Annotated in this window: 27 protein-coding genes; 11 read left to right on the top strand and 16 right to left on the bottom strand. The window is 72.7% G+C overall.

Annotation, left to right across the window (positions count from 1 at the left end):
• The first annotated feature begins 15 nt into the window (after positions 1 to 15).
• From acpS to D9598_RS01915, 7 genes are all read left to right on the top strand, one after another.
• Positions 16 to 429, top strand: coding sequence for a holo-ACP synthase (acpS, locus tag D9598_RS01945; protein ID WP_198364703.1), 414 nt, complete (start codon positions 16 to 18; stop codon positions 427 to 429).
• Positions 430 to 514: 85 nt separating this feature from the next.
• Entirely contained in the window at positions 515 to 1,090 is a 576-nt protein-coding gene (locus D9598_RS01940) for a hypothetical protein (protein WP_370591910.1), read from the top strand.
• Positions 1,087 to 1,590 carry a hypothetical protein gene (locus tag D9598_RS01935; protein ID WP_198364702.1) on the top strand — a complete coding sequence of 168 codons (504 nt, stop codon included), beginning with the start codon at positions 1,087 to 1,089 and terminating at the stop codon, positions 1,588 to 1,590. The genes D9598_RS01940 and D9598_RS01935 overlap by 4 nt, the downstream gene beginning before the upstream one ends.
• A gap of 58 nt (positions 1,591 to 1,648) precedes the next feature.
• On the top strand, positions 1,649 to 4,186 hold the full coding sequence (locus tag D9598_RS01930; RefSeq protein ID WP_198364701.1) for a ligase-associated DNA damage response DEXH box helicase: 2,538 nt from the start codon (positions 1,649 to 1,651) through the stop codon (positions 4,184 to 4,186).
• 48 nt (positions 4,187 to 4,234) lie between these two features.
• Entirely contained in the window at positions 4,235 to 4,963 is a 729-nt protein-coding gene (gene pdeM, locus D9598_RS01925) for a ligase-associated DNA damage response endonuclease PdeM (protein ID WP_198364700.1), read from the top strand.
• Positions 4,960 to 6,396 (top strand): deoxyribodipyrimidine photo-lyase, encoded by a 1,437-nt coding sequence (locus D9598_RS01920; RefSeq protein WP_198364699.1) that lies wholly within the window; start codon positions 4,960 to 4,962, stop codon positions 6,394 to 6,396. The genes pdeM and D9598_RS01920 overlap by 4 nt, the downstream gene beginning before the upstream one ends.
• Positions 6,393 to 7,130, top strand: coding sequence for a metallophosphoesterase (locus tag D9598_RS01915; RefSeq protein WP_198364698.1), 738 nt, complete (start codon positions 6,393 to 6,395; stop codon positions 7,128 to 7,130). Before D9598_RS01920 ends, D9598_RS01915 begins: the two co-directional genes overlap by 4 nt.
• A gap of 116 nt (positions 7,131 to 7,246) precedes the next feature.
• On the opposite strand, the gene D9598_RS01910 is transcribed toward D9598_RS01915, so the two are convergent.
• Positions 7,247 to 8,221, bottom strand: a complete 975-nt coding sequence (locus D9598_RS01910; protein WP_198364697.1) for a tripartite tricarboxylate transporter substrate binding protein — start codon at positions 8,219 to 8,221, stop codon at positions 7,247 to 7,249.
• Between the two features lie 209 nt (positions 8,222 to 8,430).
• On the opposite strand from D9598_RS01910, the gene D9598_RS01905 reads away from it, so the two are divergent.
• Together D9598_RS01905 and D9598_RS01900 are read left to right on the top strand one after the other, a co-directional pair.
• Positions 8,431 to 8,772, top strand: coding sequence for a carboxymuconolactone decarboxylase family protein (locus D9598_RS01905; protein ID WP_198364696.1), 342 nt, complete (start codon positions 8,431 to 8,433; stop codon positions 8,770 to 8,772).
• Complete coding sequence (locus tag D9598_RS01900; RefSeq protein WP_198364695.1) at positions 8,769 to 9,710, top strand: NAD(P)-dependent oxidoreductase; 942 nt, start codon at positions 8,769 to 8,771, stop codon at positions 9,708 to 9,710. Before D9598_RS01905 ends, D9598_RS01900 begins: the two co-directional genes overlap by 4 nt.
• A 55-nt stretch (positions 9,711 to 9,765) precedes the next feature.
• Here D9598_RS01900 and D9598_RS21550 read toward each other — a convergent pair whose 3' ends face one another.
• A complete protein-coding gene (locus D9598_RS21550) occupies positions 9,766 to 10,692 on the bottom strand; it encodes an NAD(P)-dependent oxidoreductase (protein ID WP_370591909.1) in 927 nt (308 codons plus the stop codon).
• Positions 10,689 to 11,093: a carboxymuconolactone decarboxylase family protein gene (locus D9598_RS01890; RefSeq protein WP_198364694.1), complete on the bottom strand. Its 405-nt coding sequence runs from the start codon at positions 11,091 to 11,093 to the stop codon at positions 10,689 to 10,691. Before D9598_RS01890 ends, D9598_RS21550 begins: the two co-directional genes overlap by 4 nt.
• A 164-nt stretch (positions 11,094 to 11,257) precedes the next feature.
• Between D9598_RS01890 and D9598_RS01885 the strand changes: the two genes are divergently transcribed.
• Positions 11,258 to 11,992, top strand: a complete 735-nt coding sequence (locus D9598_RS01885; RefSeq protein WP_198364693.1) for a GntR family transcriptional regulator — start codon at positions 11,258 to 11,260, stop codon at positions 11,990 to 11,992.
• A gap of 4 nt (positions 11,993 to 11,996) precedes the next feature.
• Here D9598_RS01885 and D9598_RS01880 read toward each other — a convergent pair whose 3' ends face one another.
• The 10 genes from D9598_RS01880 to D9598_RS01835 all read right to left on the bottom strand — a co-directional run bounded on the left by D9598_RS01880 (position 11,997) and on the right by D9598_RS01835 (position 23,308).
• Positions 11,997 to 12,323 carry an NIPSNAP family protein gene (locus tag D9598_RS01880; RefSeq protein WP_198364692.1) on the bottom strand — a complete coding sequence of 109 codons (327 nt, stop codon included), beginning with the start codon at positions 12,321 to 12,323 and terminating at the stop codon, positions 11,997 to 11,999.
• Positions 12,324 to 12,402: 79 nt separating this feature from the next.
• Positions 12,403 to 13,764 carry an MmgE/PrpD family protein gene (locus D9598_RS01875; protein ID WP_198364691.1) on the bottom strand — a complete coding sequence of 454 codons (1,362 nt, stop codon included), beginning with the start codon at positions 13,762 to 13,764 and terminating at the stop codon, positions 12,403 to 12,405.
• The gene (locus D9598_RS01870) at positions 13,764 to 14,483 is read right to left on the bottom strand and encodes an SDR family oxidoreductase (RefSeq protein ID WP_198364690.1); all 720 of its coding nucleotides are present in this window, start codon (positions 14,481 to 14,483) and stop codon (positions 13,764 to 13,766) included. Before D9598_RS01870 ends, D9598_RS01875 begins: the two co-directional genes overlap by 1 nt.
• Positions 14,480 to 15,289, bottom strand: coding sequence for an N-acyl homoserine lactonase family protein (locus D9598_RS01865; RefSeq protein WP_198364689.1), 810 nt, complete (start codon positions 15,287 to 15,289; stop codon positions 14,480 to 14,482). Before D9598_RS01865 ends, D9598_RS01870 begins: the two co-directional genes overlap by 4 nt.
• Before the next feature lie 9 nt (positions 15,290 to 15,298).
• Positions 15,299 to 17,041, bottom strand: coding sequence for an ABC transporter permease subunit (locus D9598_RS01860; RefSeq protein ID WP_198364688.1), 1,743 nt, complete (start codon positions 17,039 to 17,041; stop codon positions 15,299 to 15,301).
• Positions 17,041 to 17,994 carry a branched-chain amino acid ABC transporter permease gene (locus tag D9598_RS01855; protein ID WP_198364687.1) on the bottom strand — a complete coding sequence of 318 codons (954 nt, stop codon included), beginning with the start codon at positions 17,992 to 17,994 and terminating at the stop codon, positions 17,041 to 17,043. Before D9598_RS01855 ends, D9598_RS01860 begins: the two co-directional genes overlap by 1 nt.
• Before the next feature lie 6 nt (positions 17,995 to 18,000).
• On the bottom strand, positions 18,001 to 19,230 hold the full coding sequence (locus tag D9598_RS01850) for an ABC transporter substrate-binding protein (RefSeq protein WP_198364686.1): 1,230 nt from the start codon (positions 19,228 to 19,230) through the stop codon (positions 18,001 to 18,003).
• Positions 19,231 to 19,659: 429 nt separating this feature from the next.
• Positions 19,660 to 20,688, bottom strand: coding sequence for a DUF4105 domain-containing protein (locus D9598_RS01845; protein ID WP_198364685.1), 1,029 nt, complete (start codon positions 20,686 to 20,688; stop codon positions 19,660 to 19,662).
• A 95-nt stretch (positions 20,689 to 20,783) separates the two neighbouring features.
• Entirely contained in the window at positions 20,784 to 22,079 is a 1,296-nt protein-coding gene (locus D9598_RS01840) for an HdeD family acid-resistance protein (protein WP_198364684.1), read from the bottom strand.
• Positions 22,076 to 23,308: an MFS transporter gene (locus D9598_RS01835; protein WP_198364683.1), complete on the bottom strand. Its 1,233-nt coding sequence runs from the start codon at positions 23,306 to 23,308 to the stop codon at positions 22,076 to 22,078. The genes D9598_RS01840 and D9598_RS01835 overlap by 4 nt, the downstream gene beginning before the upstream one ends.
• Positions 23,309 to 23,464: 156 nt before the next feature.
• Here D9598_RS01835 and catC point away from each other — a divergent pair, with 156 nt between their 5' ends.
• Positions 23,465 to 23,743, top strand: coding sequence for a muconolactone Delta-isomerase (gene catC, locus D9598_RS01830; protein WP_198364682.1), 279 nt, complete (start codon positions 23,465 to 23,467; stop codon positions 23,741 to 23,743).
• A 35-nt stretch (positions 23,744 to 23,778) separates the two neighbouring features.
• Here the strand turns inward: catC and D9598_RS01825 are convergent, their stop codons facing one another.
• From D9598_RS01825 to D9598_RS01815, 3 genes are read right to left on the bottom strand one after another with little or no spacing between them, the layout of a single operon-like run.
• Positions 23,779 to 24,504 (bottom strand): hypothetical protein, encoded by a 726-nt coding sequence (locus D9598_RS01825; protein ID WP_198364681.1) that lies wholly within the window; start codon positions 24,502 to 24,504, stop codon positions 23,779 to 23,781.
• On the bottom strand, positions 24,494 to 25,066 hold the full coding sequence (locus D9598_RS01820; protein WP_198364680.1) for a hypothetical protein: 573 nt from the start codon (positions 25,064 to 25,066) through the stop codon (positions 24,494 to 24,496). Before D9598_RS01820 ends, D9598_RS01825 begins: the two co-directional genes overlap by 11 nt.
• A gap of 10 nt (positions 25,067 to 25,076) precedes the next feature.
• Positions 25,077 to 26,039, bottom strand: coding sequence for a tyrosine-type recombinase/integrase (locus D9598_RS01815; protein WP_198364679.1), 963 nt, complete (start codon positions 26,037 to 26,039; stop codon positions 25,077 to 25,079).
• Positions 26,040 to 26,146: the final 107 nt, after the last annotated feature.

The following is a 26,146-nucleotide window of genomic DNA, read 5'->3' as shown; positions in this document are numbered from 1 at the left end:
CGGTAAGCCACCGGGATGATCATCGGCCTCGGCAACGACATCGTCGACATCCGCCGCATCGAGCGGTCCATCGAACGCTACGGCGCGCGCTTCCTGGAGCGCGTCTTCACCCCGCTGGAGCGGCGGAAGGCCGAGAGCCGCACCGAGAAGCTGCGCGCCGCCACCTACGCCAAGCGCTTCGCGGCCAAGGAGGCGGCCGCCAAGGCGCTCGGCACCGGATTCCGCCAGGGCGTCTTCTGGCGCGACCTCGGCGTGGTCAACCTCTCCTCCGGGCAGCCCTCGCTGCGCCTGACCGGCGGCGCGGCGAAGCGGCTGGACGCCATCACGCCGCAGGGCTTCGGTGCCCAGATCAGCCTGACCATGACGGACGAATACCCCTATGCCCAGGCCGTGGTGATCATCGCCGCGGTGCGCATCGCGCCGGTCTGAGCCGGGCCTTCGGAGCCGGCGGCTCGACCCGCGAAGGCCGAACGGCTATGCCGGAACGATCGGGAATCCACGGAGGCGCCGGGCCGTGAAGCGCGTGCTGCTGTTGGGGCTGCTTCTGCTGCCCGGTTGCAATGCCCTGCTGACGGAAGGCACGGCCGATCTCGCCGGTCTCGCCGGCGCCGGGATCTCCAAGGCCGTGACCGACAATGGCGCGGTCGCCGCCGGTATCGGCCTCGGCGTGCAGACCGTGGCGCGGGCCGGGCTGCAGTACACGCAGCGGCGGATGCAGCGTGCCGAGCAGGACAGCATCGCGGCGGCGGCCGGGCCGCTCCGCATGGGGGCGGTGGCGAGCTGGTCGGTCAGCCACGCCATCCCGATCGCCGACAACCACCAGGGCGAGGTCACGGTCAGCCGCGAGATCGGCGCCCTGGGGCTGGCCTGCCGCGAGATCGTCTTCTCCGTCCAGCGCCAGCCGCCGCCGGCCGAGGTGCAGGCCAGCGCCGTGCCTCCCATCGCGCCGCAACCGCCGGCCGGCCCCGGAGTGGCCGCCGCGCCGTCGCCGGAGAAGGACTTCTACACCGCCATCATCTGCCGCCAGGGCGAACGCTGGAAATGGGCCAGCGCCGAGCCTGCCACGGAGCGGTGGGGCTCCCTGCAATGAGGCTGGCGCTCCGCGCCGGCGCCCTGCTGCTCGCCCTGCCGCTGCTCGGCGGCTGCGAGATCGCCGGCGGCATCGCCGGTGGCGCCAGCGGCCTGGTGACCGGCGCCGTGACCACCAATGTGGCCGTCGGCTACGCGGTCGGCCTCGGCGTGCGGGTGGCGACGGACGCCATGGTGGCGAGCTGGATGCGCGGCCTCCAGCAGGACGAGCAGGACGCCATCGCCGCCGTCATCGGCGACCTCGGGCCGGAGGAGGTCCGGCCTTGGAAGGCCGGGCATGGCCTGCCCTTCGGCTACAAGGACGCCGAGGGAACGGTGCGGCTGGTCCGGCTGCTCGACACGCCCCTGGCGCAATGCCGCGAGGCGCTGTTCACCCTGGCGGGCGAAACCCCCGAGGGCCCGCCCGCCGGGATCTTCGTCACCACCGTCTGCCGGCAGTCGGAGGGCTGGAAATGGGCCATCGCCGAACCGGCCGTGGAGCGCTGGGGCGCGTTGCAGTAGCCCCGCTGAACGGCCAAGCTTGGCAGAGCCGCGCCGTGGCGCCATACCGGGCGTCTCCATGGGAACATTGCCGGAACCCTTCGCCCGCTGGTTCACCGCCCGCGGCTGGCGGCCCCGCCCGCACCAGCTGGCGATGCTGGAGGCGGCGCGCCAGGGCCGCTCCGCCCTGCTGGTCGCGCCGACCGGCGGCGGCAAGACGCTGGCCGGCTTCCTGCCCAGCCTGATCGAACTGGCCGGGGCCGATGCGGGGGAGCGGCTGCACACCCTCTACATCTCGCCGCTGAAGGCGCTGGCGGTGGACATCGCGCGCAACCTTCTGGCGCCGATCGAGGAGATGGGCCTCACCATCACGGTCGAGACCCGGACCGGCGACACCCCGGCCAATCGCCGCACCCGGCAGCGGCAGGCCCCGCCGCAGATCCTGCTGACCACGCCCGAAAGCCTGACCCTGCTGCTATCCCTGCCGGATGCGGCGGCCTTCTTCGGCGGGCTCAGGCGGGTGGTGGTGGATGAGGTGCACGCGCTGGCCGGCACCAAGCGGGGCGACCAGCTGGCCCTCTGCCTCTCCCGCCTCTCGGCCCTGGCGCCCGGCTCCTGCCGTGTCGGCCTCTCCGCCACGGTGGCGCATCCGGAGGCCATCGCCGCCTGGCTGGCGCCGGATGCGCGCGCGGGGTCCGTGGCGCAGGTCCGCGCCACGGGCGGCGCGGCGCCGGCGCTCGATGTCATCCTGCCCGCCGGCAAGCTGCCCTGGGGCGGGCATATGGGCCTGGCCTCGATGCCCGATGTCTATGAGCGGCTGCGCCGGGCGGCGGTCAGCATCGTCTTCGTCAACACCCGCGCCCAGGCCGAACTCTGTTTCCAGGCGCTGTGGAAGCTGAACGACGACAACCTGCCGATCGCGCTCCACCACGGCTCGCTCACCATCGAGCAGCGCCGCAAGGTCGAGGCCGCCATGGCCTCGGGGCGGCTGCGCGCCGTGGTCGCCACCGCCTCGCTCGATCTCGGCATCGACTGGGGCGCGGTGGACCAGGTGATCCAGGTCGGCGCGCCCAAGGGCGTGGCGCGGCTGCTGCAACGGGTCGGCCGCGCCAATCACCGCATGGACGAGGCTTCCTCCGCCCTGCTGGTGCCGGCCAACCGGTTCGAGGTGATCGAATGCCGTGCCGCCATCCAGGCCGTGGCGGCGGGCGAGGTGGATGGCGATCCGCCGCGCCCCGGGGGGCTCGACGTGCTGGCGCAGCACATGCTGGCCATGGCCTGCCACGGCCCCTTCCACCCGGACGAGCTCTTCGCCGAGGTGACGCGCGCCGCGCCCTATGCCGCCCTCTCCCGCCACGATTTCGACGACACGCTGCGCTTCGTGGAGGATGGCGGCTACGCGCTCGCCGGCTATGAGCGGTTCCGCAAGCTGTTCCGCGACAGCGAGGGCCGGCTGCACCCGCGCAACGGCCATGTGGTGCGGCAGTTCCGCATGAACCTCGGCACCATCGTCGAGACGCCGCTGATGAAGGTGAAGCTGCGCGGCGGCCCGGTCCTGGGCGAGGTGGAGGAATGGTTCGTCTCGACCCTGGAGCCGGGCCAGTGCTTCGTCTTCGCCGGCCGGCTGCTGCGCTACGAGCGGCTGGAGCCCATGGCCGTCGTCGTCTCGCCGGGTGGCGAGGGCGAGCCGCGCGTGCCCGCCTATGCCGGCAGCCGGATGCCGCTCTCGACCCATCTGGCCCGGCGCGTGCGCGCCATCCTGGCCGATCCGCGGCAATGGCGCGCCCTGCCCGAGCCGGTGCGGGAGTGGCTGCGGCTGCAGCGCCATGCCTCCGAGCTGCCGGATCGCGAGGGGCTGCTGGTCGAGACCTTCCCGCGCGAGGGGCGCTGGTTCCTCGTCGCCTATGCCTTCGAGGGGCGGCTGGCGCATCAGACGCTCGGCATGCTGCTGACGCGGCGGATGGAACGGATGGGCCAGGCGCCGCTCGGCTTCCTGGCCACCGACTATGTCATCGCCACCTGGTCGGCCTTCCCGCCCACCGACCTCGACCATCTCTTCGCCGAGGATCTGCTGGGCGAGGAGCTGGAGGAATGGATGGCCGACAGCTCCATGCTGCGCCGGACCTTCCGCAACATCGCCACCATCGCCGGGCTGCTGGAGAAGAACCATCCCGGGCAGGAGAAGTCCGGCCGGCAGATGACCATGTCGGCCGACCTGATCTACGACGTGCTGCGCCGGCACGAGCCCGACCACATCCTGCTGCGCGCCACGCGGGCCGAGGCGGCGGCGGGCCTGACCGATGTCGGCCGCATCGGCGCGCTGCTGGCGCGGGTGCGCGGGCGCATCCGCCACGTCGCGCTCGACCGCGTCTCGCCGCTGGCGGTGCCGGCGCTGATCGAGGAGGGTCGCGAATGGGTCTCCGGCAGCGCCGAGGACGCGCTGCTGGCCGAGGCCGAGGCGCTGGTCGAGGAGGCCACCGACGGCGCCGACCACTTCACCGGCAGCCTGGGCCTGGAGATGCTCTATCCGCCAGCGCCGGAACCGCGCCCGCCCCGCACGCGCCGCCCCCGCCCGGCGCGCCGCGCCAGCCACCGCCTGCGCCACGGCGCCGTGTGAAGAACCCCCTTCCCGCCCGCCCCGCCCTCCGGTAACGCAGTTGAAGCAATGATTTCCGCGCCCTTCCACCTCGCCGGCGAGCGCCTGGCCCTCGATCCCGCCGGGGTGCTGTTCTGGCCCGCCCGCAAGCTGCTCGCCGTCGCCGATCTGCACCTCGAGAAGGGCAGCCACTTCGCCATGCGGGGCCAGATGCTGCCGCCCTATGACACGCGCGAGACCCTGGCGCGGCTGGCCGCGCCGTTGCGCCGCTACGCGCCGGAGCAGATCGTCTTCCTGGGCGATTCCTTCCATGACGCGGCCGGCGCCGGCCGCCTGGCCACGGCCGACCGCGCGGCGCTCGGCGCCCTGCTGGCCGGGCGGCAGGTGTGCTGGGTGCTGGGCAACCACGATCCCGTGGCGCCGGCCGGCCTGCCGGGCGAGGCGGTGGAGGAATTTCGGCTCGGCCCGCTGGTGTTTCGCCACCAGGGCGTGCCGGGCAGCGGCGCCGGCTTCGAGCTGAGCGGCCATTTCCATCCCAAGGCCAGCATGCCGACGCGCTGCGGCCCGGTGACGCGGCCCTGCTTCCTGGCCGATGCGCGGCGCGTGCTGCTGCCGGCCTTCGGCGCCTATACCGGCGGGCTCGCCATCACCGCCCCGCCCATCGCCGCGCTCTTCCCGCGCGGCGGCCGCGCCTTCCTGCTGGGGCGCGAACGGCTGTTCAGCGCGGCGGTGGGGCCGATGCGGCATCTGGCGGCGGCCATGGCCATGCCGGCGCCCGAACCCACATCCATCGCATGAGCGAGCCCCTTTCCCTCCTGTGGCTGCGGCACGACCTGCGGCTGGCCGACCATCCGGCCCTGGCCGCCGCCGCGGAAGGGCGGGTGCTGCCGGTTTATGTTCTGGACGAGGCGGCGGCCGGCCGCTGGGCGCCGGGTGGCGCGGCGCGCTGGTGGCTGCACCACTCCCTGGCCGCGCTCTCCGCCGCCTACCGCGACCGTGGCGTGCCGCTGCTGCTGCTCCAGGGCGAGGCGGCGCGGCTCCTGCCCCGGCTGGCCGAGGAAACCGGCGCCGCCTCCATCGCGGTCAGTGCCGGCATCGCCCCCTGGGCGCGCGCACAGGAGGCGGCGGTGGAGGCGGCCCTGGCCCGGCAGGGCCAGAGCCTGAACCGGCATCCCGGCGCCACCCTGCTGCCGCCCGATCGGCTGCGCACCGGCCAGGGCAGGCCCTATTCCGTCTACACCCCCTTCGCCCGCGCGGCCCTGGCCCTGGGCGAGCCGCCGCCGCCCCTGCCGGCCCCGGACCGGCTGCGCGGTCCCGCCCGGCCACCGAAGGGCCTGGCGCTGGAGCGGCTCGGCCTGCTGCCGCCGCGGCGCGAGGGAGACTGGGCCGCCGCCTTCCCCGAATACTGGACGCCCGGCGAGGCCGGCGCCGAGGCACGGCTGCGCGAATTCCTGGAGGACGGCCTGCCCGACTACGCCCGGGGCCGCGACCGGCCGGGCGAGGACGGCTCCTCCCGCCTCTCCCCCCACCTGCACTGGGGCGAGATCTCGCCCCGCCGGCTCTGGCACGCCACGCGCGGCGGCGGCGCCCCCGCCGGGGCGGCCGACACCTTCCTGCGCGAGATCCTCTGGCGGGACTTCAACCACAGCCTGCTCTGCCACCGCCCCGAGATGCCGGAGCAGCCGTTGCGCGCGGCCTACCGCGACTTCCCCTACGAGCCCGACCGCCGCCTGCTGCGCGCCTGGCAACGGGGGCTGACCGGCTATCCCATCGTCGATGCCGGGATGCGCCAGCTCTGGAAGCATGGCTGGATGCACAACCGCGTGCGGATGATCGCCGGCAGCCTGCTGGTGAAGCACCTGCTGCAGCCCTGGTGGGAGGGCGAGGCGTGGTTCTGGGACACGCTGGTCGATGCCGACCTCGCCAACAACAGCGCCAACTGGCAGTGGATCGCCGGCTGCGGCAGCGATGCCTCGCCCTATTTCCGCGTCTTCAACCCCGTGCTGCAGGGCGAGAAGTTCGACCCCGAGGGCAGCTATGTGCGGGACTTCGTCCCGGAACTGGCGAAGCTGCCGTCACGGTGGCTGCACCGCCCCTGGCAGGCCCCGGCGGCGGTGCTGGAGCAGGCAGGGCTGCGCCTGGGCGAGACCTATCCGGCGCCGGTGGTGGATCACGAGAGCGGGCGCGCGCGCGCCCTGGCGGCGCTTCGTTCGTTGAAGGCGGGGAGATGACCGGACCGTCCTTCGCCCTGCTGACCCGGCTCAAGCACGACTTCAGGGGGCTGCGCGTGGTGGGCGACGTGCATGGCGACGCCCGCGCCTTCGCCAGCGCCATCGAGGGCGCGGCCGAGAAGCGGCTCTTCGTGCTGCAGCTCGGCGACCTGACCGACCGGGGGCCGGACAATCCCGCCACGCTGCGCATGGCCTTCGACCTGCTGGACAGCGGGCAGGGCCTCTTCATCCTCGGCAATCACGACCACAAGCTGCGCCGCGCGCTGGCCGGCGCCATGGTCCGGCCCGACCCCGAGGGGCTCGGCGTCACCCTGGCGCAGCTCGAGGCGGCCCCGGACGGCGCGGCGCTGAAGCAGCGGGCGCTCGCGGCCATCGCCGCCGCCCCGGCCTGGATCCGTCTCGGCCCCTGGCTCTTCGTCCATGGTGGCTTTCATCCGCGCATGCTGCGCGAGCCCTCGCCGCCCGATGCCGGCTCGGCGAAGCCGGAAGGGCTGGTCCCGCGCGCCCTGTTCGGCCAGGTGACAAGCCGCACTCGGGAGGACGGCTATCCCGAGCGGCTGCACAACTGGGTGCACCGCATCCCCTCGGGCATCACCGTCTATTGCGGCCACGAGCTTCGCAGCCTGAACGGCCGCCCCTTCGTCGCCGTCTCCGCCGCGGGGGGGCGCGCCGTCTTCCTCGACACCGGCGCCGGCAAGGGCGGCCACCTCTCCTGGATCGACCTGCCCTGGTAGGAAGCCCGGCGCCCATCGCGTTCTCCGTTCGCACCGGCTCACGGCAAACGCGCTGTGTCATGAGCTCGATCGCGTGAGTCACGCCTTTCGGTGAAGCCACCTCAGGCGATCACGCTCTACTGCGGCGTGATGCCGGCGTCCTTCACCACCTGGATCCAGCGCTCGACATCGGCCGCGATGCGCCGCCGCAGCACCTCGGGACCCCGCTCCTCCGGCGCCGGGGCGGTCGTCGCCAGCTCGGCGAAGCGGCTGGCCACGGCCGGGCTGGCCAGCGCCGCCTCGACGGCCTCCCCCAGGCGCCGCGCCGCCGGAGCCGGGATGTCCCTGGGCCCGACGATGGCGTTCCAGATCACCATGTCGAACTCGGGCACGCCGGCCTCGGCGAAGGTGGGCACATCGGGCAGCTGCGCCAGGCGCCGGCTGCCGGTCACGGCCAGGGCCCGGGCGGTGCCGCCCCGATGGGCGGGGATCATCGTCACTGTCTGGTCGATCACCGCGTCCACCGTGCCGGAGGCCAGGTCGCTCATCGCCGGGCCGGCGCCGCGATAGGGCACCAGGGTCGCCTGCAGCCGGGTCAGCGACAGCAGATAGGCGGGCGCCAGATGGCCGGTGGTGCCGGTGCCGGGCGTGCCGAAGGTCACGCCGTCGCCGCGCTCGCGGATGCGCGCCAGCAGCGTGCCGAGATCCCGCGCGCCCGACTTGTTGCTGGCCGCGATCACCATCGGCACATTGGCGACGATGCCGATCGGCGTCAGGTCCTTGCGGGGGTCGAAGCCCAGCTCCTTCGTGATCGCGACATTCGCGGCCAGCGAGCCCAGGTTGCCGAAGCCGATGGTGTAGCCATCGGGCGCCGAGCGCACCAGGCGCTGCATGCCGACGATGCTGCCGGCGCCGCTGACATTCTCGACGACCACGTTCTGGCCGAGGGTCTCCGCCATGCCCTGCGCCATCAGCCGGCCCAGCGCATCGAGCGTGCCGCCGGGGGCGGAGGGCACGATCATGGTGACGGTGCGGGCCGGGAATTCCTGCGCCACGGCGCCGTCGCCGCAGCACAGCGCCAGGACCGTCGCGATCCAGAACCTGCGTCGCATGGACAATCTCCTTCCTGTGTCGTCGAGGCTTCTTCGTCGGGCAAGCCCGAGGGCCGCCCGCCTCGGCCGGTGCATTGCCGGTAGCCCACCGCGATTTTGTCTGTCAATCTTACGAAGCATTGCCGGACGCCTCCAGGGGCCATAAGCTCCGGTCCGGGACGAAACCGACCGGACGCGGAAGGCGGCCGGCGACGCCAGGAGTGCCAGGAATGAGCAAGCCCATCCCGCAATCCGCGCAGCGCGACCGCGTGCGCAAGACGGTGCCGGCGCTGGTCGCCTACACGGAGGGCGTGGTCTACAGCGATCTCTGGGAACGCACCGATCTCTCCAAGCGCGACCGCAGCCTGGTGACGGTGGCGGCCCTCGCCGCCACCTACCGGCCCGAGCAGCTCAGCGTGCATATCGGCCGCGCCCTCGACAACGGCGTGACACAGGAGGAGATCGCCGGCGCCATCACGCATCTCGCCTTCTACGCCGGCTGGCCCGCGGCGATGTCGGCGGCGCAGGTGCTGACCGAGGTGCTGGAGAAGCGCGGCGGACCCACGGCATGAAGGTCGGGTTCATCGGGCTTGGCACCATGGGTGCCAGCATGGCCGCCAATCTCGCCCGCGCGCCGGGCGTCGAGCTTGTCGTCCACGACATGCGGCGCGAGGCGGCGGCGAAGCTGGAGGAAGGCGGCGCGGGCTGGGCCGCGACGGCGCGCGACCTCGGCGCCGCCTGCGAGGTCGTCTTCACCTCCCTGCCCGGCCCGAAGGAGGTCGAGGCGGTGGGAGCCGAGCTGATCGCCACGATGGCGCCGGATGGCGTCATCGTCGATATCTCCACCAACGCCGTGTCCGCCGTGCGGGCGCTGCACGCGGCGGCGGCGGCGCGCGGGCTGCATGTGCTCGACGCGCCGATCAGCGGCGGCCCGCGCGGCGCCGCCACCCGCAAGCTCGCCTTCTTCGTCGGTGGCGACAGGGACGTTTTTGACCGCGTGCGCCCGCTGCTGGACGCGATGGGCGACCGCGCCATCCTGGTCGGCGACATCGGCGCCGGCAGCATCGCCAAGCTGGCGCACAACCTCTCCGGCTATGCGCTGAACGCCATCATGGCCGAGGTCTTCGCCATGGGTGCCAAGGCCGGGCTGGAGCCGCTGGCGCTCTACGCCGCCATCCGCCAGGGCGTGCACGGCCGCCGCCGCACCTATGACGGCGTCACCGAGCAGTTCCTGCCCAACAGCTACGACCCGCCTGCCTTCCAGTTGCGGCTCGCGCACAAGGACGTGTCTCTGGCCTGCGCGCTGGGGCGCGAGGTCGGCGTGCCGATGCGCTTCGCCGCGCTGACGCTGGAGGAGATGACGGAGGCGCTGAACCGGGGCTGGGGCCACCGGGATTCCCGCTCCGCCATGCTGCTGGAGCTGGAGCGTGCCGGCGTGCGGATCGCCGTCGACCGCGCGGAGATGCAGGCGGTCATCGACGCCGATGGCGCGGAGCCGCCGCGCCGGTGACAGGAGGCCAGTGACGGGAGGGAGGCGGGGGGATCGCCCTCCCGACTCCGCCGCCTCAGCCCGGGCGGTTGCCGCCGCCCAGGGCCTCGCCGGCCAGGCGCTCGGAGAACTGCGCCATGGCCGTGTGGTCCATCCCCGGCCCCAGCAGCTTCACCGCGCTGGCCCACATCTCCCGGCACAGCGCCGAGAAGGGCGCCGGCGTCGCCGTGTCGCGCGCCACTTCCAGCGCCACGGAGACATCCTTCGCCATCAGTTCCAGTCCGAAGCCGGCATCGAAGCGGCGCGACAGCACGAACTGCTTGAACTTCTTCTGCGTGCTGTTGTTCATGCCGGTGGAGTTGTTCAGCACATCGACCATCTGCGCCGGGTCGAGGCCGAAGCGCTGGCCGATCAGCAGCGCCTCGACGCCGATCAGGAAGCCCGCCGCGCCCATCAGGTTGTTCAGCGCCTTCATCGCCTGGCCGGCGCCGACGCCGCCGACATGGGTCAGCGTTGTGCCCATGGCACGCAGCAACGGCTCCGCACGCTTCACCTCGGCCTCCGCGCCGCCGATCATGATGGCCAGCTCGCCGCTGATGGCACGTGGCACGCCGCCCGAGACCGGGGCGTCGATCATCGCGACGCCCTGCCCCGCCAGCGCCTCGGCGAAGCCGCGCGTCGCCGTCGGCACGCCGGAACTCATCTCGATCACCAGCGCGCCGGGCGCGAGCGCGTCGCGCATCGCCGCGACGGCCTCGCCGACATGCTTCGAGGTGGGGAGGATGGTGATGACGGCATCGGCGCCGCGCACGGCGGCCGCCGCGTCCGCCGCCGCCTCGCCACCGACCTCCTGGGCGAAGCGCGCCGCGCGCTCCGCCGCCACGTCGCAGGCGACGACCTGGAAGCCGGCGCCCACCAGCCGGGCGGCCATCGGCCAGCCCATATTGCCGATGCCGATGAAGGCGACGCGATGCGGCGCGCCGCCCTGCACGGGGGTGCTCACTTCTTCGCCGGCTCGCCGGTCAGCGCGCCTTCCTTGACCAGCACCTCATGCGCCGCCTTGAAGGCATCGAGCCCGGCCGGGATGCCGCAGTAGACCGTGGCGTGCAGCAGGATCTCCTTGATCTCCTCGACGGTCAGGCCATTGGCCAGCGCGCCCTTCACATGCAGTTTGATCTCCGGCGTCTTGCCGAGCGCGGTCAGCATGGCGAGGTTCAGCATCGAGCGCTGCTTGCGGTCGAGTCCGGGCCGGGTCCAGGCATAGCCCCAGCACCACTCCGTGGTGATGTTCTGGAACGCCATCATGAAGTCGTCGGCGCGGGCGATGCTGCCATCGACATACTCGGCGCCGAGCACGGCGCGGCGGACCTCAAGGCCCCGTTCGAACAGATCTTTCTCGGACATCGTGATCTCCCTTCAATGACCTGAATGTAGATAGCTGTATGATTGTCTGTCAATAATGGAGAATACTATCCGGCCGCCGGTCTTTCGCTGGACGCCACGCACCCGCGTCGCCAGATTGCGGAAGGCGGAGGCGGCGGGAGCTTCCGCAAGGATACGGGACTGGAATGCCGGACGATTCTTTGCAGATCACGCCACAGCCGGTGCGGCGCCAGGTGGAGGAGCGCCTGCGCGACGCCATCATCACCAGCCGCTTCATGCCGGGCGAGCATCTCTCCGACCGCAAGCTCTGCGACCTCTTCGGCGTCAGCCGCGGCGTGATCCGCGAGGCGGTCCGGCTGCTGGAGGCGGAGGGGCTGATCGTCGTCGTGCCCAACCGCGGCCCCTTCGTCGCCTATCTCTCGGCCGCCGAGGCGACCCAGGTCTACGAGGTCCGCTCGGTGCTGGAGGCGCTGGCGGGACAGGGCTTCGCCGAGCGCGCCTCCACCGAGGAGATCGCCGAGCTGCGCGCCGTCTTCGAGGAGATCGCCGCCACGCCGCCGGGCGCGGACCGGATGGTCCTGCTCGGCCTGAAGCGCCGCTTCTACGACGTGCTGCTGCGCGGCTGCCGCAACACCTACGTGGCGCGGATGCTGGATCAACTGCTGAACCGCAATTCGCAGCTCAGGGCCACCACCCTGTCCGATCCATCGCGCCTGCCGCACACCGTCGCGGAGATCCGCCGCATCGTCGAGGCCGTCGAGCGGCGGGACCGCGAGGGCACCTGGCAGGCCTGCCGCGAGCATGTGATGCAGGCGGCGCAGGTCGCGCTCCGCATCCTCAACGAGCACGCCGCGGCGGCCGCCAGCCGGCCGGCCCCGCCGCCGCGCCCGGCCACGGTCCCGCGCCGCCGGTCCCGCTGAACCCTCACCGCACCGAGGAGAAGCCCGTCGGCTGTAGGATCAGGTTGCTGATGCTGGCGACGATGGCGCCGTCGCGCTCCGTCTCGGCCCGCTTCGCGATCCATTCCGGGTCGGCCTGGAAGGCGTTCCACTTCGCCTCCCGCTCCGCCAGGGATTCCCATTCGAGCAGGTAGTAGAGATCCTGGTTGGAATCGCCGATGGCCACCGTCCAGAACCCCGCCTGGCGGATGCCGTGCTTCTGCCAGATGCCGAGGGTGATGGTCTCGAAGCGCTTCAGCAGGGCCGGCAGACGGCCCGAGACGCAGTGGTAGATTCGCAGTTCATGGATCATGGAACGTGTCCTCGTGATGTCGGTCGGGCATTGGGCCGCGTGATGAAGGGGACGTCCAGCCCCCGCGCCGCCTTCGCGGTCATGGGCGCGGCGCGGCCTCGCCGCCAGGCGCCTCGGCCAGCCGCAGCGCCGCGCCGAGATCGGCCACATCGGGCAGCCCGGCCAGGGCTTCGCCGAGCTGCCCGCCCCGCCCCTCCCCCAGCGCCGCGCCGGCCGCCTCCGCGAAGCGGCGGCGGACCGTGACCTCATCCGCCGGCTCCAGGTCCGGCATGGCGGCGGAGAGGCGGCGGCCATCGGCCAGCGTCACGATCACCTCCGCGGGCTGGCGGGCCGGGAAGGCGGCCGTGGCGGCCGGATCGATCTCGAGCCGGACCAGGGCGACGAGGCGCATCAGCTCGGGCGAGGCCGGCAGGGCGAAGTGTTGCTCCTCCACGGCACCGTGCAGCAGCGCGGCGGCCACGCAGAAGGCGATGCTCATCTTGGCCTGCAGCACGCGTTGGAACGGCCCCTGGCCGTCGCAGCCCGGATAGCGCACCGCCGCCTCCGAGGCGCGGACGGTGATGCCGGTGACCGTGGCCGGGTCGAACGCGTCCGCCTCCCGGAGCAGGCGCAGCGCCGCCTGGGCCGGGGTCTGCGCGAAGTTGCACAGCGGCAGCGCCTTGCGGAACACCAGCTCCACCTCGGCCGTGGCGCCGTCGAAGAGCGGCAGCCCGGCCGGCGGCTCGGCGCCGGCGGCGGCGATCAGCCCGGCGGGGCCGTCCAGCGCCATGGCCGATCCCTCCGCCCCGCCTGCCGCCAGGGCGAGCACCACCAGCGCGTTGCGTGCTCCGAAGCCGGGGTGGAAGAACATCTCGTCGCCACCGTCACGCGGCCATTCGTTCAGCCCGCCGGCGATGTTAGCGGCGAGCGAGAGGGCCGAGGCCGCCTGCTCCGGCGCCAGGCCGAGCAGCCGCGCCCCCGCCGCAACGGCAGCCAGAGGGCCGGTCCAGCCGGTCGGCCGCCATTGCCGGCTGAAGCGCGGATTGACCATCACCCGGCCCAGCCGGGCACCGACCTCGTAGCCGACCGCCGCCGCCTCGATGAAGGCGGTGCCGCTCACCCGGCGTTGCTGCGCCAGGGCCAGCAGGGTGGGCAGCACCACCACGCCGAAATGGCTGTTGGCCCCGGCATGCATGTCCTCCCGCACCAGCCCGTGGCCGGCGGCGGCATTGGCGAAGGCGGCGGCGCCCGGGGCGGCGCGGCGGGACAGGCCCAGGATCGTGGCCTCCCCGGGCTCGGCCAGGGCCATGGCCTGCGCGGCGCGGCTGGGCCGGCTGTCGCGCGCCGCGAAGGCGCAGGCCAGGAAATCCAGCAGGCACAGCTCCACCGCCGGCGTGACGCCGCCGGGCGGGCGGGCGGCGAGAAGGTCGCGGGCGAGGCCCGGGGTCAGCGGCGGGCGCATCAGTACATCACCATGCCGGCATCGGCGACGATGGTCGCGCCATGCAGGTAGGAGGCGCGGGGCGAGAGCAGCCAGGCGATGACCTCGCCGATCTCCTCCGGCGTGCCCAGACGGCCGAGGCTGGTCATGCCCTCGATGCGCGTCCGGATCGCCGGGTCGGCCAGCGGCGCGGCGGCGAAGGGCGTGTCGATCATGCCCGGCGCCACGGTGTTCACCGCGATGCCGCGCGGGCCAAGCTCACGCGCGGCGGATTTGGTCAGGGCGATGACCGCGCCCTTGCTGGTGGCATAGGGGGCGGTGCCGGCCAGCCCGCCGCCGCGAATCCCGGCGACGCTGCCCACGGTGCAGATCCGCGCACCGCGCACCATCCGCTTCGCCGCCTCGCGCAGGCAGAGGAAGGTGCCGATGACATTGACCTCGTTGACCCGGCGGAAGGTCTCGGCGGTGCTGTCGAAGAAGGAGGTGGTCTCGTAGATGCCGGCGCAGGTGGCGAGCGCGTCGATGCCGCCGAGCGCCGCCTCGGCCTCGGCGATGGCGCGGATCACCGCCGCCTCGTCCGCCACATCCACGCCGATGACGGGCTGGTCCCCGGCGACGGCGCGCGCGGCCTCGGCATTGCGGTCGAGGCAGGCGACGCGCCAGCCCTCGGCGACGAGGCAGCGGACCGTGGCGGCGCCGATGCCGCTGCCGGCGCCGGTGACGATGGCGCGACCGCTCACGCCGCACTCTCCTTCGGCGGCACGTCGAGCCGGACGGCGATGCCCTCCAGCGCCGGCGAGACCGCCGGGTAGCGCCGCATCACCTCCGGGTCGTGGCCGGGGACGATATGCGCCGGGCTCGGCGCCGCGGCGTAGAGCAGCTGCTGGCTCTCCAGCATGTCGGCCACGTTGACGCAGGTGGGGAAGGGCCGGCCCTTCTCCATGTTCTCATAGAAATGCGTGACGTCGGAGGCGAGCACCACCGGCCCGCGCGCCGTGTTGACGCGGACGAACTGCAGCCCCGCCGAATGCCCCGGCGCCGGATGCAGGGTGATGCCGGGTGCCAGATCCACCGGCCCCCTGTACAGCCGCACCCGCTCGGCGAAGTTCAGCCGGACGATGCCGACCACGTCCTCCACCTCGAAGGAATGCCGCAGATGGCCGAAGCGCATGTGCCGGCCGCAGGTGAAGTGCAGCTCATCCTCCTGCAGATGGAACTGCGCGGCGGGAAAGCGGTGGAAATTGCCGACATGGTCGTAGTGCAGATGCGTCAGCACCACGTCGCGCACGCTGTCCACCTCGACATCGAGCAGCCTCAGGCTGTCGATCGGGTCGCGCAGGAAGGTGCGCCCGCGACGGGCCGCCACCTCGGCGGTGAAGCCGGAATCGACGACGATGGTGCGGCCATCGCCGCGGATCAGCCACAGGAAGTAATCCATCGGCATCGGCCCGTCATGCGGATCGCCGCCGATGAAATGCTCGGAGCGCTTCGCCTCGCGCATGGCGTAGCGGAGCGCGAAGACCTCATAGGTCGGTTGCTCGGTCATCCTCTGTCCTCATGCCCCCAGATAGGCTTCGCGCAGGGTCTTGTCGGCCAGCAGCTCGGCGCGCGTGCCGCGCATCACAACCTCGCCGGTGGAGAGCACATAGCCGCGGTCGCAGATCTCGATCGCCTCGATGGCGCGCTGCTCGACGATCAGCACCGTCAGCCCTTCCTCGCGGTTCAGGCGCTGAACGGATTCGAAGATCGTGTCGACGATGGTGGGCGCCAGGCCCATCGAGGGCTCGTCCAGCATCAGCAGCCGCGGGCGCGAGGCGATGCCGCGCCCGATGGCCAGCATCTGCTGCTGCCCGCCCGAGAGCGATCCGGCGAGCTGCTGCCGCCGCTCCGCCAGCACGGGAAACAGCGCGTAGCACCGCTCCAGGCTACGCCCCGCATCGCGCCCGTCGCGCAGCGCCGTGGTGCCGAGCTGCAGGTTCTCCTCGACCGTCAGGTCGCCGAACACCTGCCGCCCTTCCGGCACATGCGCGAGGCCGAGATGCGGGCGCCTGGCCGGGGAGAGACGCTCGATCGGCTGACCCTCCAGGCGGATGCTGCCGGCGGCCAGCGGCACGACGCCGGATATCGCCTTGAACAGCGTGGTCTTGCCGGCGCCGTTCGGGCCGATGATGCCGAGGATCTCGCCGCGCCGCACCTCCAGCGACACGTCGGACAGCGCGTGCAGGCCGCCGAAGCGGACGTCGATGCCGCGCACGACGAGGAGCGGCTCGCCCGGCGCCTCCCTGTACTCGGGATGCGGCACCGCCGCTTCCTCGGACGGCGCGCCGTGGTCGGCCGGGACGCGCCCGCGGGGCGCGAGATGGTCGCGCACCGCCCAGTAGATGCCCTGCGGCCGGAACAGGATGACCGCCATGATGGCCAGGCCGAAGATGACGCCCTGCATGCCCGGCAGGCGGCCGCCGAAGGTGGCGTTCAGCAGCTCGGCCGCCGGCACCAGGATGATGGCGCCGATCAGCGGCCCCCAGGCGGCCCCGAGCCCGCCGAACATGGAGACGATCAGCGCCTGCGCCGAGGCCAGCATGCCGAAGACGGAGAGCGGCGTGACCACCAGCACCGTGGTCGCGTAGAGCCCGCCCGCCAGCCCCGCCATGCCGCCCGAGATGGCGATGGAGATGAGCTTGACGCGCAGGGTCGCGATGCCCGCGCATTGCGCCGCCAGCTCGTTCTGGCGAATGGCGAAGAGCTGCAGCCCGAGCCGCGTCCGCTCGATGCGCAGGCAGATCCAGAGCGCGGCGCCGAGCGCGGCCAGCACGATCAGCGGCATGATGCGGGGGTCGGAGAACTGCATGTAGCGCAGCGGATGCTCCCGCTCCAGCGGCAGCGCCACTTCCGACCAGCCGGCCCAGGTGAAGAGCGGGATCAACGCCAGAGGATAGGCCAGCATGGCCAGGCTGAAGTAATGACCCTTGAGGCGGAAGGTGACGGCGCCGATCAGCAGGCCGAGCGCCGCGCCGACCACCGCCCCGAGCGGGATGCCGATCCAGGGCGTGATGCCGAGATCGTGCGACAGGATGGCGACGGTATAGGCGCCGCCGCCGAAGAAGGCGGCATGGCCGAAGCTGACCAGCCCGGCATAGCCGCCCAGGATGTTCCAGGACAGGCCGAGCATGGCCCAGATGCCGACGAAGCAGACCAGCAGCAGCTCGTAGCCATGGATGGTGAAGGTCACGGCCACGCCGCAGAGCAGCAGCACGGCCAGCGCCGCGAGCTGGCGGCCGGGAGGGCTCAGGAACTGCATCAGGCGCGCTCCACGCTGCGGCCGAACAGGCCCTGCGGCCGGATCAGCAGCACCGCCAGGAAGACGACGAACACCGCCGTGTTCTGCAGCTGCGCCGGCAGCACCAGGGTCGAGAGCTGCTGCACCAGCCCGATGATCAGCCCGCCCAGGAAGGCGCCGCCGACGCTGCCCATGCCGCCCAGCACCACCCCGGCATACATGATGATGACGAAGTCGAAGCCGCTATAGGCCTGGAACGGATAGAAGGTGGCGACGCAGACGCCGGCGATGGCGGTCAGCGCCAGGCCGATGCCGAAGGCGGTGCGGAAGGCGCGGTCGACATTGACGCCCATGTAGAGGGCGGCGATCGGGTTGCTGGCCACGGCGCGCAGCTGCCGCCCGATGCCGGTGCGCGTCATCAGCAGGATGGCGAGCAGCACGGCCGCGACCGCCATCAGCGCCGAGAACGCGCGCGCCTGGTTGATGAAGAGCATGATGTCCCCGCCGAGCAGCTCCAGCGTCCAGGACTGCGTGCCGGCGTCGCTCGGGATCGAGACGGGAGAGGAGCCGAACAGCATCAGCCCGCCATTCTGCAGCACCAGCGAGAGGCCGAGCGTCAGGATGAGCTGCCCGGTATGGCCGGCATCGGCGGTGTCCACCGCGCGTGCGCCGGAGACGCGGCTGACCAGCGCCCAGTGCGTCAGCGCGCCCAGGCCGTAGAAGACCAGCGCCGCCGCGCAGGCCACCGCCATGGCCGTGGCGAAGGCCCAGGACCGGCCCGGCGCGAACAGCGCGACGCCGGTCAGGCCGAAATACATGGCCAGCATCATGAAGTCGCCCTGGGCGAAGTTGATCACCCGCATGATGCCGAAGATCAGTCCCAGCCCGGCGCACATCAGCCCGTAGAGGCAGCCGAGCAGCAGCCCCGCCGCGAGGATCTGCAGCAGGGCCTCGATCTCACCCGTGTAGCCCATCGTCGCTCAGCCCGGCCGCGGCCAGGACAGTTCCGCCTCGGCATCCGCCTCCGGCAGCACGGTCAGAGGCTTGCCGTTCTTCCATTGGAAGACGGCCGGCACGGCATCGGCGCGGCGACCGTTCTTCTCGAAGCGCAGCCGCTCGCCCAGGAAGAACCTCGCCGGGCCCTCGGTCGTGTCGGTCGCCAGCAGCGCCGCCATCAGCGCGTCGCGGTCCGCCTTGCCGGCGCGCTCCAGCGCATCGGCGATGAGCGCCACATGGCCGTAGAGCGAGAGCGTGTCCTGGATCAGCCAGGGCTCGCCCGAGCGCTTCATCAGGTCGGCGTTGAGCGCCGCCTGCCGCTTCGAGGTCCAGTTGCCGGCGACGCCGATGACGCCTTCCAGGTAGTTGGCGCCCATGTTCTTCAGCATCTCGGGCGTACCGAAATTGGCCGAGGGCGCGATCACCGGCACCTTGCCCTGGCCGAGGCCGAACTCGGTCAGCGTCTGCAGCAGCAGGCGGGAATCCGAGGTGGCGGTGGTGCCGAGCAGCACGAGGTCCGGCCGCGCGCGGCGCAGGCGCTGGATCAGCGGCGTGGCGTCCGAGAGCGGGACGCTGAAGTTCTCGTCCATCACCGTCTTCAGGCCGAGCTTCTCGAAGCCGCCCTCGCGCAGCGGCTTCATGTTGGCCTGGTTGACCGCCGTGTCGTCATTGATGCAGGCGATGGTCGAAGGCTTCTTGCCGGCGACCTTGCCGGCCAGGGCCAGCAGCGGCTCCAGCGCCGCCGGGATGATCCGGCTGGACGGCGGCGAGGAGGCGAGGACGTAGTGGAAACCGCGGGCGGTGATGGTGTCCGCCCAGGAGAGGGTGATCCAGGGCAGCTTGGCGCGCTCCGTCACCTCGGTCGCGGCCAGGGTGAAGGAGGAGGCCCAGGCGCCCATGCCGGCAAGCAGCTCGCGGTCCGCCGCCAGGCGCTGCGCCGCCGAGGTCACCTGCTCGACGTTGGCGCCGGCATCGGCGATCACCAGCTCCAGCGTCGCGCCGCCCAGCGCCTTGATGCCGCCATTGCGGTTCACGTCCTCGACGGCCAGGGTGGCGCCGGTGCGCATCAGCTCGCCCTGCCGCGCGAAGGGGCCGGAGAGCGGCGCCAGCAGGGCGAGCCTGATGGGCGCCGATTGAGCCCGCGCCGTGCCATGAACGATGGCGGGCATGGCCAGGGCGGTGCCGAGCAGGCCCCGCCGGGTGATGGTCGTCATGGACGTCTTCCTCCAGACCGGACTTGGCGCCGGTTCCTGCATCACACGCGCTGCTGATCCTCAGTGAAGAGAGCCCGCTGTCCAGGGCGTCCTGACCTCTTCCCCTGCCCGACGCGGCCGGCGCAACGGCGCGGTCCGGACATGAAAGGCGGGGTTCAGGCGGATAGGAAATCCGCTGAACGGGCCGGAGAGCATGGCTCCGGCCAGGCCGTGTGCCTGGACATGGTGTCTTCCTTCCGGATTGCGGCGAGCCTAGTCCGCCACCCTGAAGACCGTCAATATGACAATATTTGCGCCATCAGCCATGATCGGACAATGTTGCCGCATAAGAAATCCAACTTTATCAATTTCCTAGATTAAATTTGGGGTTATCGGCCCGGATTGCTGACAAAAGAAATGGAAGATTGTCGGGCGATTTCTGGCCAGGCCTCAGTGCCCTGAGGGGGCTTCCGTTCCGAGGGGCAGCGGGGTACCCGCCGCGTCATAGCCCGGCACGTCCTGCCGGATGCGGGCGGAGAAATCCTCCGCTTCCCCCGCCCGCCGCGCCCGTCTGGTGATGCACCCGCGGCGCCGCAGCTCCGCCACCGTGTGGCCCGGCGTCAATCCGCCCACCGCGTGCAGGTAGTCCGGCAGATAGCCGGAGCACAGCAGCCGCCAGTCGAGCGGCAGGCCCCGGATGATGCGGCGGACCATCTCATACACCATGGTCGTGCAGTTGGCGGTCAGCGTGTTGTAGAAGCGCGGCCGCGCCTCGATCGCCCGCGCCGTGTCGAGATAGGCGAGGAACAGCGAGCGCATCGCCGCGCGCGGCATCAGGACGCGGTAGAGATAAACGTCCTCGCCCCGCGCATTGGTCCTGAGCGCCAGGATATCCCGCTCATCGGCCGCCACCAGGCAGGCCTCGAACTGCCGGAACAGCCCGCCCAGCGCATGGAAGGCCTCGCCCCGCTTGCGCCGGATCTCGATGGAGAAAACGACGTGCCGCCCGTCCCGGAAGCCGAAGGAGACCAGGGTGTGCGCGATGGCCGGACCCATCCAGTAGGACAGGACGGCATCGACGCTGACCAGCCCGTCGAGATCGTAGCTCCGGCTCTCCCAGCGGGGCGTGAAATCCGCGGCCGAGCGCCAGGTGAAGTTGCGCAGGTTGTGCAGTGTCACCCTCTCGCCCGCCCGCTCGGCGCGGAGCAGCCGCGCCACGTCCTCGGCCCAGACACGGTCATGGCTCGGGCGCAGCGTGAACCACCAGAGCAGCAGCGCGGCGAAGCCCAGCGCATAGCCGCCGAGCGCGGGCCCGGGCACGCCGGCCCAGGCGGCGGCCACCGCGGTCAGCCCCAGCCCGAGCCAGCCCAGCGCCATCGCCCGGCGCCAGCCTGGCGCGGCGGCGGGGCCGCGGATGGCCAGCGCCGGGCAGGCCCAGACCAGCGACAGCAGGGCCAGCAGGCAGCCCGCCAGGACCATGCCCCCTCCCCGCCGCCCTCAGCGCAGCCGCCCGGCGAGGGGCGGGCCCGCCGGGAGCCCCGCAGGACCGGCGCGGCGGAGGCCCGGCCCCCGCCTCACAGGGCCCGCCCCTTCGGCCGCAGCAGCCGGTGCCAGAGCGTCTCGGGCGGGTGCACCACCGCGCTCATGGCGCGGGCGTAGTCGAGCACCAGCCCCGGCGTCCAGGCCATGCTCTCGGCCCGCTGGCGGATCAGCCCGGCGGCCCAGAGCTCGGGGTTGGTGATGGCGCCGAGCGCCGAGAGCACCGGCCGGCGCCGCCTGACGAAGGCGCCCTCCAGCGCGGCGTCCAGCGCGGCGGCGACGGCGCTGGAACAGTTGCGGCTGGTCAAGTTGTAGGTCGGGTCCTGCCGGTACCGCGCCCAGAAGCCGCGCAGCCGCCGCGCATCGAAATCCCGGAACGCCACCTGCACGGTGGAGGGGCACCAGCCGGCCGCCTCCTCGGCATAGCTGGGCTGGAAGCGGCCCGGCACGTCATTGTCGGCGGTGGCCCGCAGGACGCGGGCGAAGTCGGCGCTGGAGCGGTCGATCTCCACCGCCGGGTAGTGGCTGATGTAGAGATCGGGTGCCAGTTCCAGCGCCGCGTGGCCGGTGGAGATGACGCCCTGCGCGTCCACGGCGGCGATGTAGCGGTTGACGGCGCGCTGGCGCAGCGGCGTGCTGACCGTGCCGGTCGGCGTCCAGACATGCACGACCAGGCTGCCGGGCGGGATGTCCCCTGTCCCTGTTCCTTCCGGGGCCAGCGGCAGGAGCATCCGCGCCAGCGGGTTGCGCGAGAACAGGGCGGTGATTGAGGCCCCCGGCGGCAGCCGCCGCAGCCGCAGGGCGAGATGCACCATGCCGAAGCCGGTCACCGCCATGATCAGACCGACATTGCAGCCCACCGTCGCCTCGTACCAGGTCGGCCAGGGCTGCAGCGTCCAGATGGCGAGCAGGATCTCGAACACGCCGACGGCCAGCGCCCCGCGCCAGCCGCTGAAGCGCACCACATGCGCGCTGGCGATGCGCAGCCCGCCGTCGACGAGGAAGCCGGCGCCGAGGATCAGCGCCAGGATGAAGTTGGCGCGGTGATACCCGCTGAGCAGCAGCAGGGCGATGCCGAGCAGCGCTAGTCCCTTGACCAGACGCAGCCGCCGCGCCGTTCCATGGCTGCCGAGGGCGGCGAGCAGGCTGAGCGCGGCCTCGGGCAGGATGAACCAGCCGAAGAAGCGCGGCGGGATGAGGGTCCGCCCGTCCAGCGCATCGATCAGCAGGAAGGTCCCGACACCGCCCCAGAGCAGCCCGGTGGCCAGCAGGGCCCACCAGCGCCGCCGGATCACCTCCTGCCCCAGCAGCAGCAGCATGATGCGGATCATGGCGCGCCGCGCTCCGGCCGGCCGGGCTCGCGGCAGACCATCAGGAACAGGGTGAACAGGCCGCAGGCGAGCGCCACGAACAGGGGCAGCCCGTGCCGGGTGAGGTCGAGCGCGAGCCCGGCCAGGCTTGGCCCCAGCAGCGCTCCGCCGCCCCAGAGCAGCCCCATCGCGGCATAGACCCCGACCAGATCGGTGCCGCGGAAGCGCGCGCCGATGACCGCCAGCATGGTGGTGTAGATGCCGACGAACGCCCCGCCCCACAGGAACAGCGCCGGATAGGCCACCCAGTCATGGCTCAGCATCAGCGGCCAGGCGAGGGCGCCGGCGGCCGACACGGCGCCGAGGCCGAGCATCAGCCGCCGCCGGTCCATCTTGTCGCACAGCCAGCCGACCGGCAGTTGCAGCAGGATGGCGCCCACCATCAGCGTCGTGATCAGATGCGTCCCCGCCTGCTCCTCCCAGCCCAGCCGCACGGCATAGAGGGTGAGGAAGGAGAGGCCGGCGGTCTCCACCCCGGCATTCAGCGCGGTGGTGGACATCGCCACGGGCGCGAGCCGCATGGCGCGCCACAGATTGCCATGCCCATGCGCCCGCATCGCCGGCTGCCGCAGTCCGGGCAGCAGCATCAGCAGCAGCGCCAGCAGCGACACCGCGGCGCCGGCCGCGAAGGGCAGCACCCCGTCCGGCCCGGTGACGGAGAGGATCATCGGCCCGCCGGCGAAGCCCAGCGACAGCAGCGCGGTATAGGTCGCCATGACGCGCCCGCGCGTGGCGTCGTCGGCCAGTTCGCTGGTCCAGCTCTCGGTCAGCACGAACAGGATCTCGGCGCCGATGCCGAGGCCGATGCGCAGCAGGAACCACACCGCCACGAGCGGCAGCGCGGGAAACAGCGGCAGCAGGACCGCCGTCAGCAGCAGCGCGAAGAGGATCAGCGGCCGCGCCCCGAACCGCCCGGCGAGCCGCGGCAGGATGGGCGCCACCAGCAGCACCCCCACGGCGTGCATGGCGGCGTTCAGCCCGATCATCGTCTCGCCCAGCCCCCGCTCGGCCAGGTTCAGCGCCACCAGCGGCGCGGTCAGGCTGTAGGTCAGGCCGAAGATGGTGGCGGCGCCGATGACGGCGATGAGGGAGCGGCGGCGGGACCCCGCCGGGCCGGCCTCCCCCGCCGCTGCCCGGGCCTGCCTTCCGGCGGCCGGCGAACTGGGACAATCTGGCGGTCCGACGGCCATTCCGCATTGCTCCGAAGCTGCAGGGCGACAGTTTCCGAGCTAGATGGAAGCGCGGTGTCCGGCAAGCGGAATGCCACCTCCGATTGCAGGACCGCGCCGTTTCCGGGCGGAACCCGGGACGACACCCAGGCGGCGAACAGGGAGAAAGGACTGGACATGCTCTATTGTGTGCAGATGGATGTGCGCGTTCCGCCGGATATGGACCGCGAGGCCTTCGAGCGGCTGAAGGCCGAGGAGAAGGCCGTGGCGCAGGCGTTGCAACATGATGGCAGGTGGCGGCATCTCTGGCGGGTCGCCGGCCGCTACGCCAATATCAGCGTCTTCGACGTGGCGGATCATGACGAGCTGCACGGCATCCTCTCCACCCTGCCGCTCTTTCCCTTCATGGAGATCACCGTCACGCCCCTCGCGCGGCACCCTTCGGCCATCGACTGAACGCCCGGAGGGGGCGAGGCGGAGGCCTGGGCCGTTCAGCCCGCCGGATGCAGCAGGATCGGCCCGAAGGGGGTGGACTGCTCCAGCCGCAGCACCCCTTCCCGGCCCAGCTCGAGGCCGGCCAGGAAGGTGTCGGCCAGCGCCAGGCGGACGGACCGTGCGCCCGCCCCTTCCCCGAGCGGCGGCAGGGCGTCCTGGAGCAGGCAGGGCACCGGGGCACCGGCCATCCTCCGCCGCAGCCGGGCCAGGGCCCGTGACGCCCGCCGGACGGGAGGGGCCGCCGGCGGCCCGGCGTCCGGCATGACTTCGGCAGGGCGCGGCTCCAGCACGGCCAGCAACGCCTCCCAGAAGGCGAGCTGCCGCTCCGCCGGGCTCTCGGCCGCCGCCTCGCGCGGCGGCGCCCCGCGGCCCCAGACCGCCTGCCCGAGCTGCGGGCGGGCGGCCAGCCAGTCCGCGGCGGCCCGGGCCGGGGGCAGCGCCCCGCGCCGTTCCAGCCGCTGCCGCGCCGCGGCCTCCGCCGCCCCGCCGGCCCGACGGGGTGGCGGAGGCCGCGACCGCAGCAGCACCAGCTCGCTCGCCAGCAACACCCAGTCGCCCTGGCGTTCCAGCGACACGCGCCGCGCCGCCAGGGCCGAGGCCAGCGCCTCCAGCAGCGGCAGCAGCGGCAGCCGCCCCAGCTCGGTGAGAAGCTCCGGCCGCTCCGCCGGATCCGCCTCCTCCGTCCAGGGCATGGCGGGCGGCGGGGCGGTGTCAGCCGTCATCGTAATGCGGCGCCAGATCGAGGCGCAGGGCCGGCCAGCCGCGCCGCAGCCGCAGCAGGGCCGGCCAGGGCGACCAGTCGGCCGACCAGAAGGCCACGACCCAACGGTCCGTCCGCCGCAACCGGCGGTCCCGCGTCACGGGCAGTTCGTGCACCTGCCGCACGGCGCGGCCGGTGCCCCAGTGCCGCCAGAGCCAGTCCCGGCTCTCCGCCTCGTCCGGGCCGAGAGCCAGCAGCGACGCCGGCACCGGCAGAAGGCGGTGCAGGTCGAAGGGACAGGCACGATCCTCCGCCATGGCGCGCGCCTGCGCCCGGGCCTCGTGCAGGGCCACGGCGTCGCGCAGCCGGCGCGCCAGCAGCCGCGCTCCCCGCAGGCTGATGGCCCGCTCGCCCTCCGGCGGCGCGGCCAGGCCGAGGAACCATTCCTCCTCCAGCCGCGCCAGGTCGCGCCGCCAGGGAATGATCCCCGGCCCTGCCGCCGCGGCACGGAACCGCGCCACCTCCGCCGTGGCGCCGATGACGGTGAGGCTGTGGCGCAGCCAGTCGGTCCGCTCCGGGATCATGCGGCGGCCCTCACAGGTCGAGCAGGCGGGCGGGGCTGTCGCGGGTGATGCGGGCGCGGCGGCGATAGGCCTGGGTGGTGGCGATGCTCTTCTGCCGGGCATGGTGCATCACCTGCTCGTCCAGCGCGCCGCGCAGATAGGCCTCGGTGATGCAGCCGGCGCGCAGCCCGTGCGGCGACAGGCGCTCGGCGGCATCCACGGCCAGTCCGGCGCGCTCGGCCCGGCGGCGCAGGATGAACCAGACCCCGGCGGGCCTCAGCCGGCCGCGCGGCCGCCCGCCCCGTGTCAGGCTGGGAAACACCGCCCCCCATTCGATGCGCGCCCGCTGCAGCCAGGTCTCCATCGCCCGCACCGGGCAGGTGAGCGGGTTGAGCCCGCGCGGGATGCCGACGCGCGCCCCCTCGCCTTCCTGGTCCCCCTTGGCGCGTGGAATCCCGACCGTCATGCCCTCGGCGGTGAAGCGAAGATGCTCGCGGTCGATGCCGGTGATCTCGGAGCGGCGCAGCGCGCCGGCGAAACCGACCAGCAACAGCGCCCGGTCGCGCAGGCCCGCCATGTCGGTGCCGCAGGCGTTCAGCAGGCGCTTCACCTCGGCCGAGGTCAGCGCCGCCGCCGGCCGCGCCGCCACGCCATGCTGGCCGAGGATGCCGCGCAGCGTGGCGCGGATGGCCGGATGCCGCTGGTCCCAGGGCTCGCCGGCCTGGCGGTGCATGTGACCGATCGCGGCCAGCCGACGCCAGAGCGCGCTGCGCCCGACGCGGCCGGCCAGGCTGGCGAGATGGCCGGCCACCACCACCGGCGCCGCCGGCAGGGCGCGAGCGCCGCCGGCCTCGCACCAGGCCTGGAAGGCGCGCCAGTCGCTGGCATAGGCCCGGAGGGTGTTGGCGGAGAGGGCCTGCCCGGCATAGCGGGCCGCCTCGGCCATGGCCTCGCCGACCGGCCCGGCCAGCAGCCGCGCGGTGGCCTCGTCCATCACGTCCGCTCCACCCGGCCATCGTTCCGCCATATCCCCCACCTCCGCCCGACCGATGACGCGTTCTCGCAGTGTAGGGTCAGCCGGCGCCGGAACAAAGCGGCGGC

The sequence above is a fragment of the Roseomonas sp. KE0001 genome (assembly GCF_016107285.1).
Lineage (GTDB): Bacteria > Pseudomonadota > Alphaproteobacteria > Acetobacterales > Acetobacteraceae > Pseudoroseomonas.
This window is presented reverse-complemented; position numbering and strand designations above follow the sequence as displayed.

Excerpts from the sequence above, each read along its gene's own strand:
- acpS (WP_198364703.1), top strand. The coding sequence starts at position 16 with ATGATCATCGGCCTCGGCAACGACATCGTCGACATCCGCCGCATCGAG.
- D9598_RS01935 (WP_198364702.1), top strand. The coding sequence starts at position 1,087 with ATGAGGCTGGCGCTCCGCGCCGGCGCCCTGCTGCTCGCCCTGCCGCTG.
- D9598_RS01930 (WP_198364701.1), top strand. The coding sequence starts at position 1,649 with ATGGGAACATTGCCGGAACCCTTCGCCCGCTGGTTCACCGCCCGCGGC.
- pdeM (WP_198364700.1), top strand. The coding sequence starts at position 4,235 with ATGATTTCCGCGCCCTTCCACCTCGCCGGCGAGCGCCTGGCCCTCGAT.
- D9598_RS01920 (WP_198364699.1), top strand. The coding sequence starts at position 4,960 with ATGAGCGAGCCCCTTTCCCTCCTGTGGCTGCGGCACGACCTGCGGCTG.
- D9598_RS01915 (WP_198364698.1), top strand. The coding sequence starts at position 6,393 with ATGACCGGACCGTCCTTCGCCCTGCTGACCCGGCTCAAGCACGACTTC.
- D9598_RS01910 (WP_198364697.1), bottom strand. The coding sequence starts at position 8,221 with ATGCGACGCAGGTTCTGGATCGCGACGGTCCTGGCGCTGTGCTGCGGC.
- D9598_RS01905 (WP_198364696.1), top strand. The coding sequence starts at position 8,431 with ATGAGCAAGCCCATCCCGCAATCCGCGCAGCGCGACCGCGTGCGCAAG.
- D9598_RS01900 (WP_198364695.1), top strand. The coding sequence starts at position 8,769 with ATGAAGGTCGGGTTCATCGGGCTTGGCACCATGGGTGCCAGCATGGCC.
- D9598_RS01890 (WP_198364694.1), bottom strand. The coding sequence starts at position 11,093 with ATGTCCGAGAAAGATCTGTTCGAACGGGGCCTTGAGGTCCGCCGCGCC.
- D9598_RS01885 (WP_198364693.1), top strand. The coding sequence starts at position 11,258 with ATGCCGGACGATTCTTTGCAGATCACGCCACAGCCGGTGCGGCGCCAG.
- D9598_RS01880 (WP_198364692.1), bottom strand. The coding sequence starts at position 12,323 with ATGATCCATGAACTGCGAATCTACCACTGCGTCTCGGGCCGTCTGCCG.
- D9598_RS01875 (WP_198364691.1), bottom strand. The coding sequence starts at position 13,764 with ATGCGCCCGCCGCTGACCCCGGGCCTCGCCCGCGACCTTCTCGCCGCC.
- D9598_RS01865 (WP_198364689.1), bottom strand. The coding sequence starts at position 15,289 with ATGACCGAGCAACCGACCTATGAGGTCTTCGCGCTCCGCTACGCCATG.
- D9598_RS01860 (WP_198364688.1), bottom strand. The coding sequence starts at position 17,041 with ATGCAGTTCCTGAGCCCTCCCGGCCGCCAGCTCGCGGCGCTGGCCGTG.
- D9598_RS01855 (WP_198364687.1), bottom strand. The coding sequence starts at position 17,994 with ATGGGCTACACGGGTGAGATCGAGGCCCTGCTGCAGATCCTCGCGGCG.
- D9598_RS01850 (WP_198364686.1), bottom strand. The coding sequence starts at position 19,230 with ATGACGACCATCACCCGGCGGGGCCTGCTCGGCACCGCCCTGGCCATG.
- D9598_RS01845 (WP_198364685.1), bottom strand. The coding sequence starts at position 20,688 with ATGGTCCTGGCGGGCTGCCTGCTGGCCCTGCTGTCGCTGGTCTGGGCC.
- D9598_RS01840 (WP_198364684.1), bottom strand. The coding sequence starts at position 22,079 with ATGATCCGCATCATGCTGCTGCTGCTGGGGCAGGAGGTGATCCGGCGG.
- D9598_RS01835 (WP_198364683.1), bottom strand. The coding sequence starts at position 23,308 with ATGGCCGTCGGACCGCCAGATTGTCCCAGTTCGCCGGCCGCCGGAAGG.
- catC (WP_198364682.1), top strand. The coding sequence starts at position 23,465 with ATGCTCTATTGTGTGCAGATGGATGTGCGCGTTCCGCCGGATATGGAC.
- D9598_RS01825 (WP_198364681.1), bottom strand. The coding sequence starts at position 24,504 with ATGACGGCTGACACCGCCCCGCCGCCCGCCATGCCCTGGACGGAGGAG.
- D9598_RS01820 (WP_198364680.1), bottom strand. The coding sequence starts at position 25,066 with ATGATCCCGGAGCGGACCGACTGGCTGCGCCACAGCCTCACCGTCATC.
- D9598_RS01815 (WP_198364679.1), bottom strand. The coding sequence starts at position 26,039 with ATGGACGAGGCCACCGCGCGGCTGCTGGCCGGGCCGGTCGGCGAGGCC.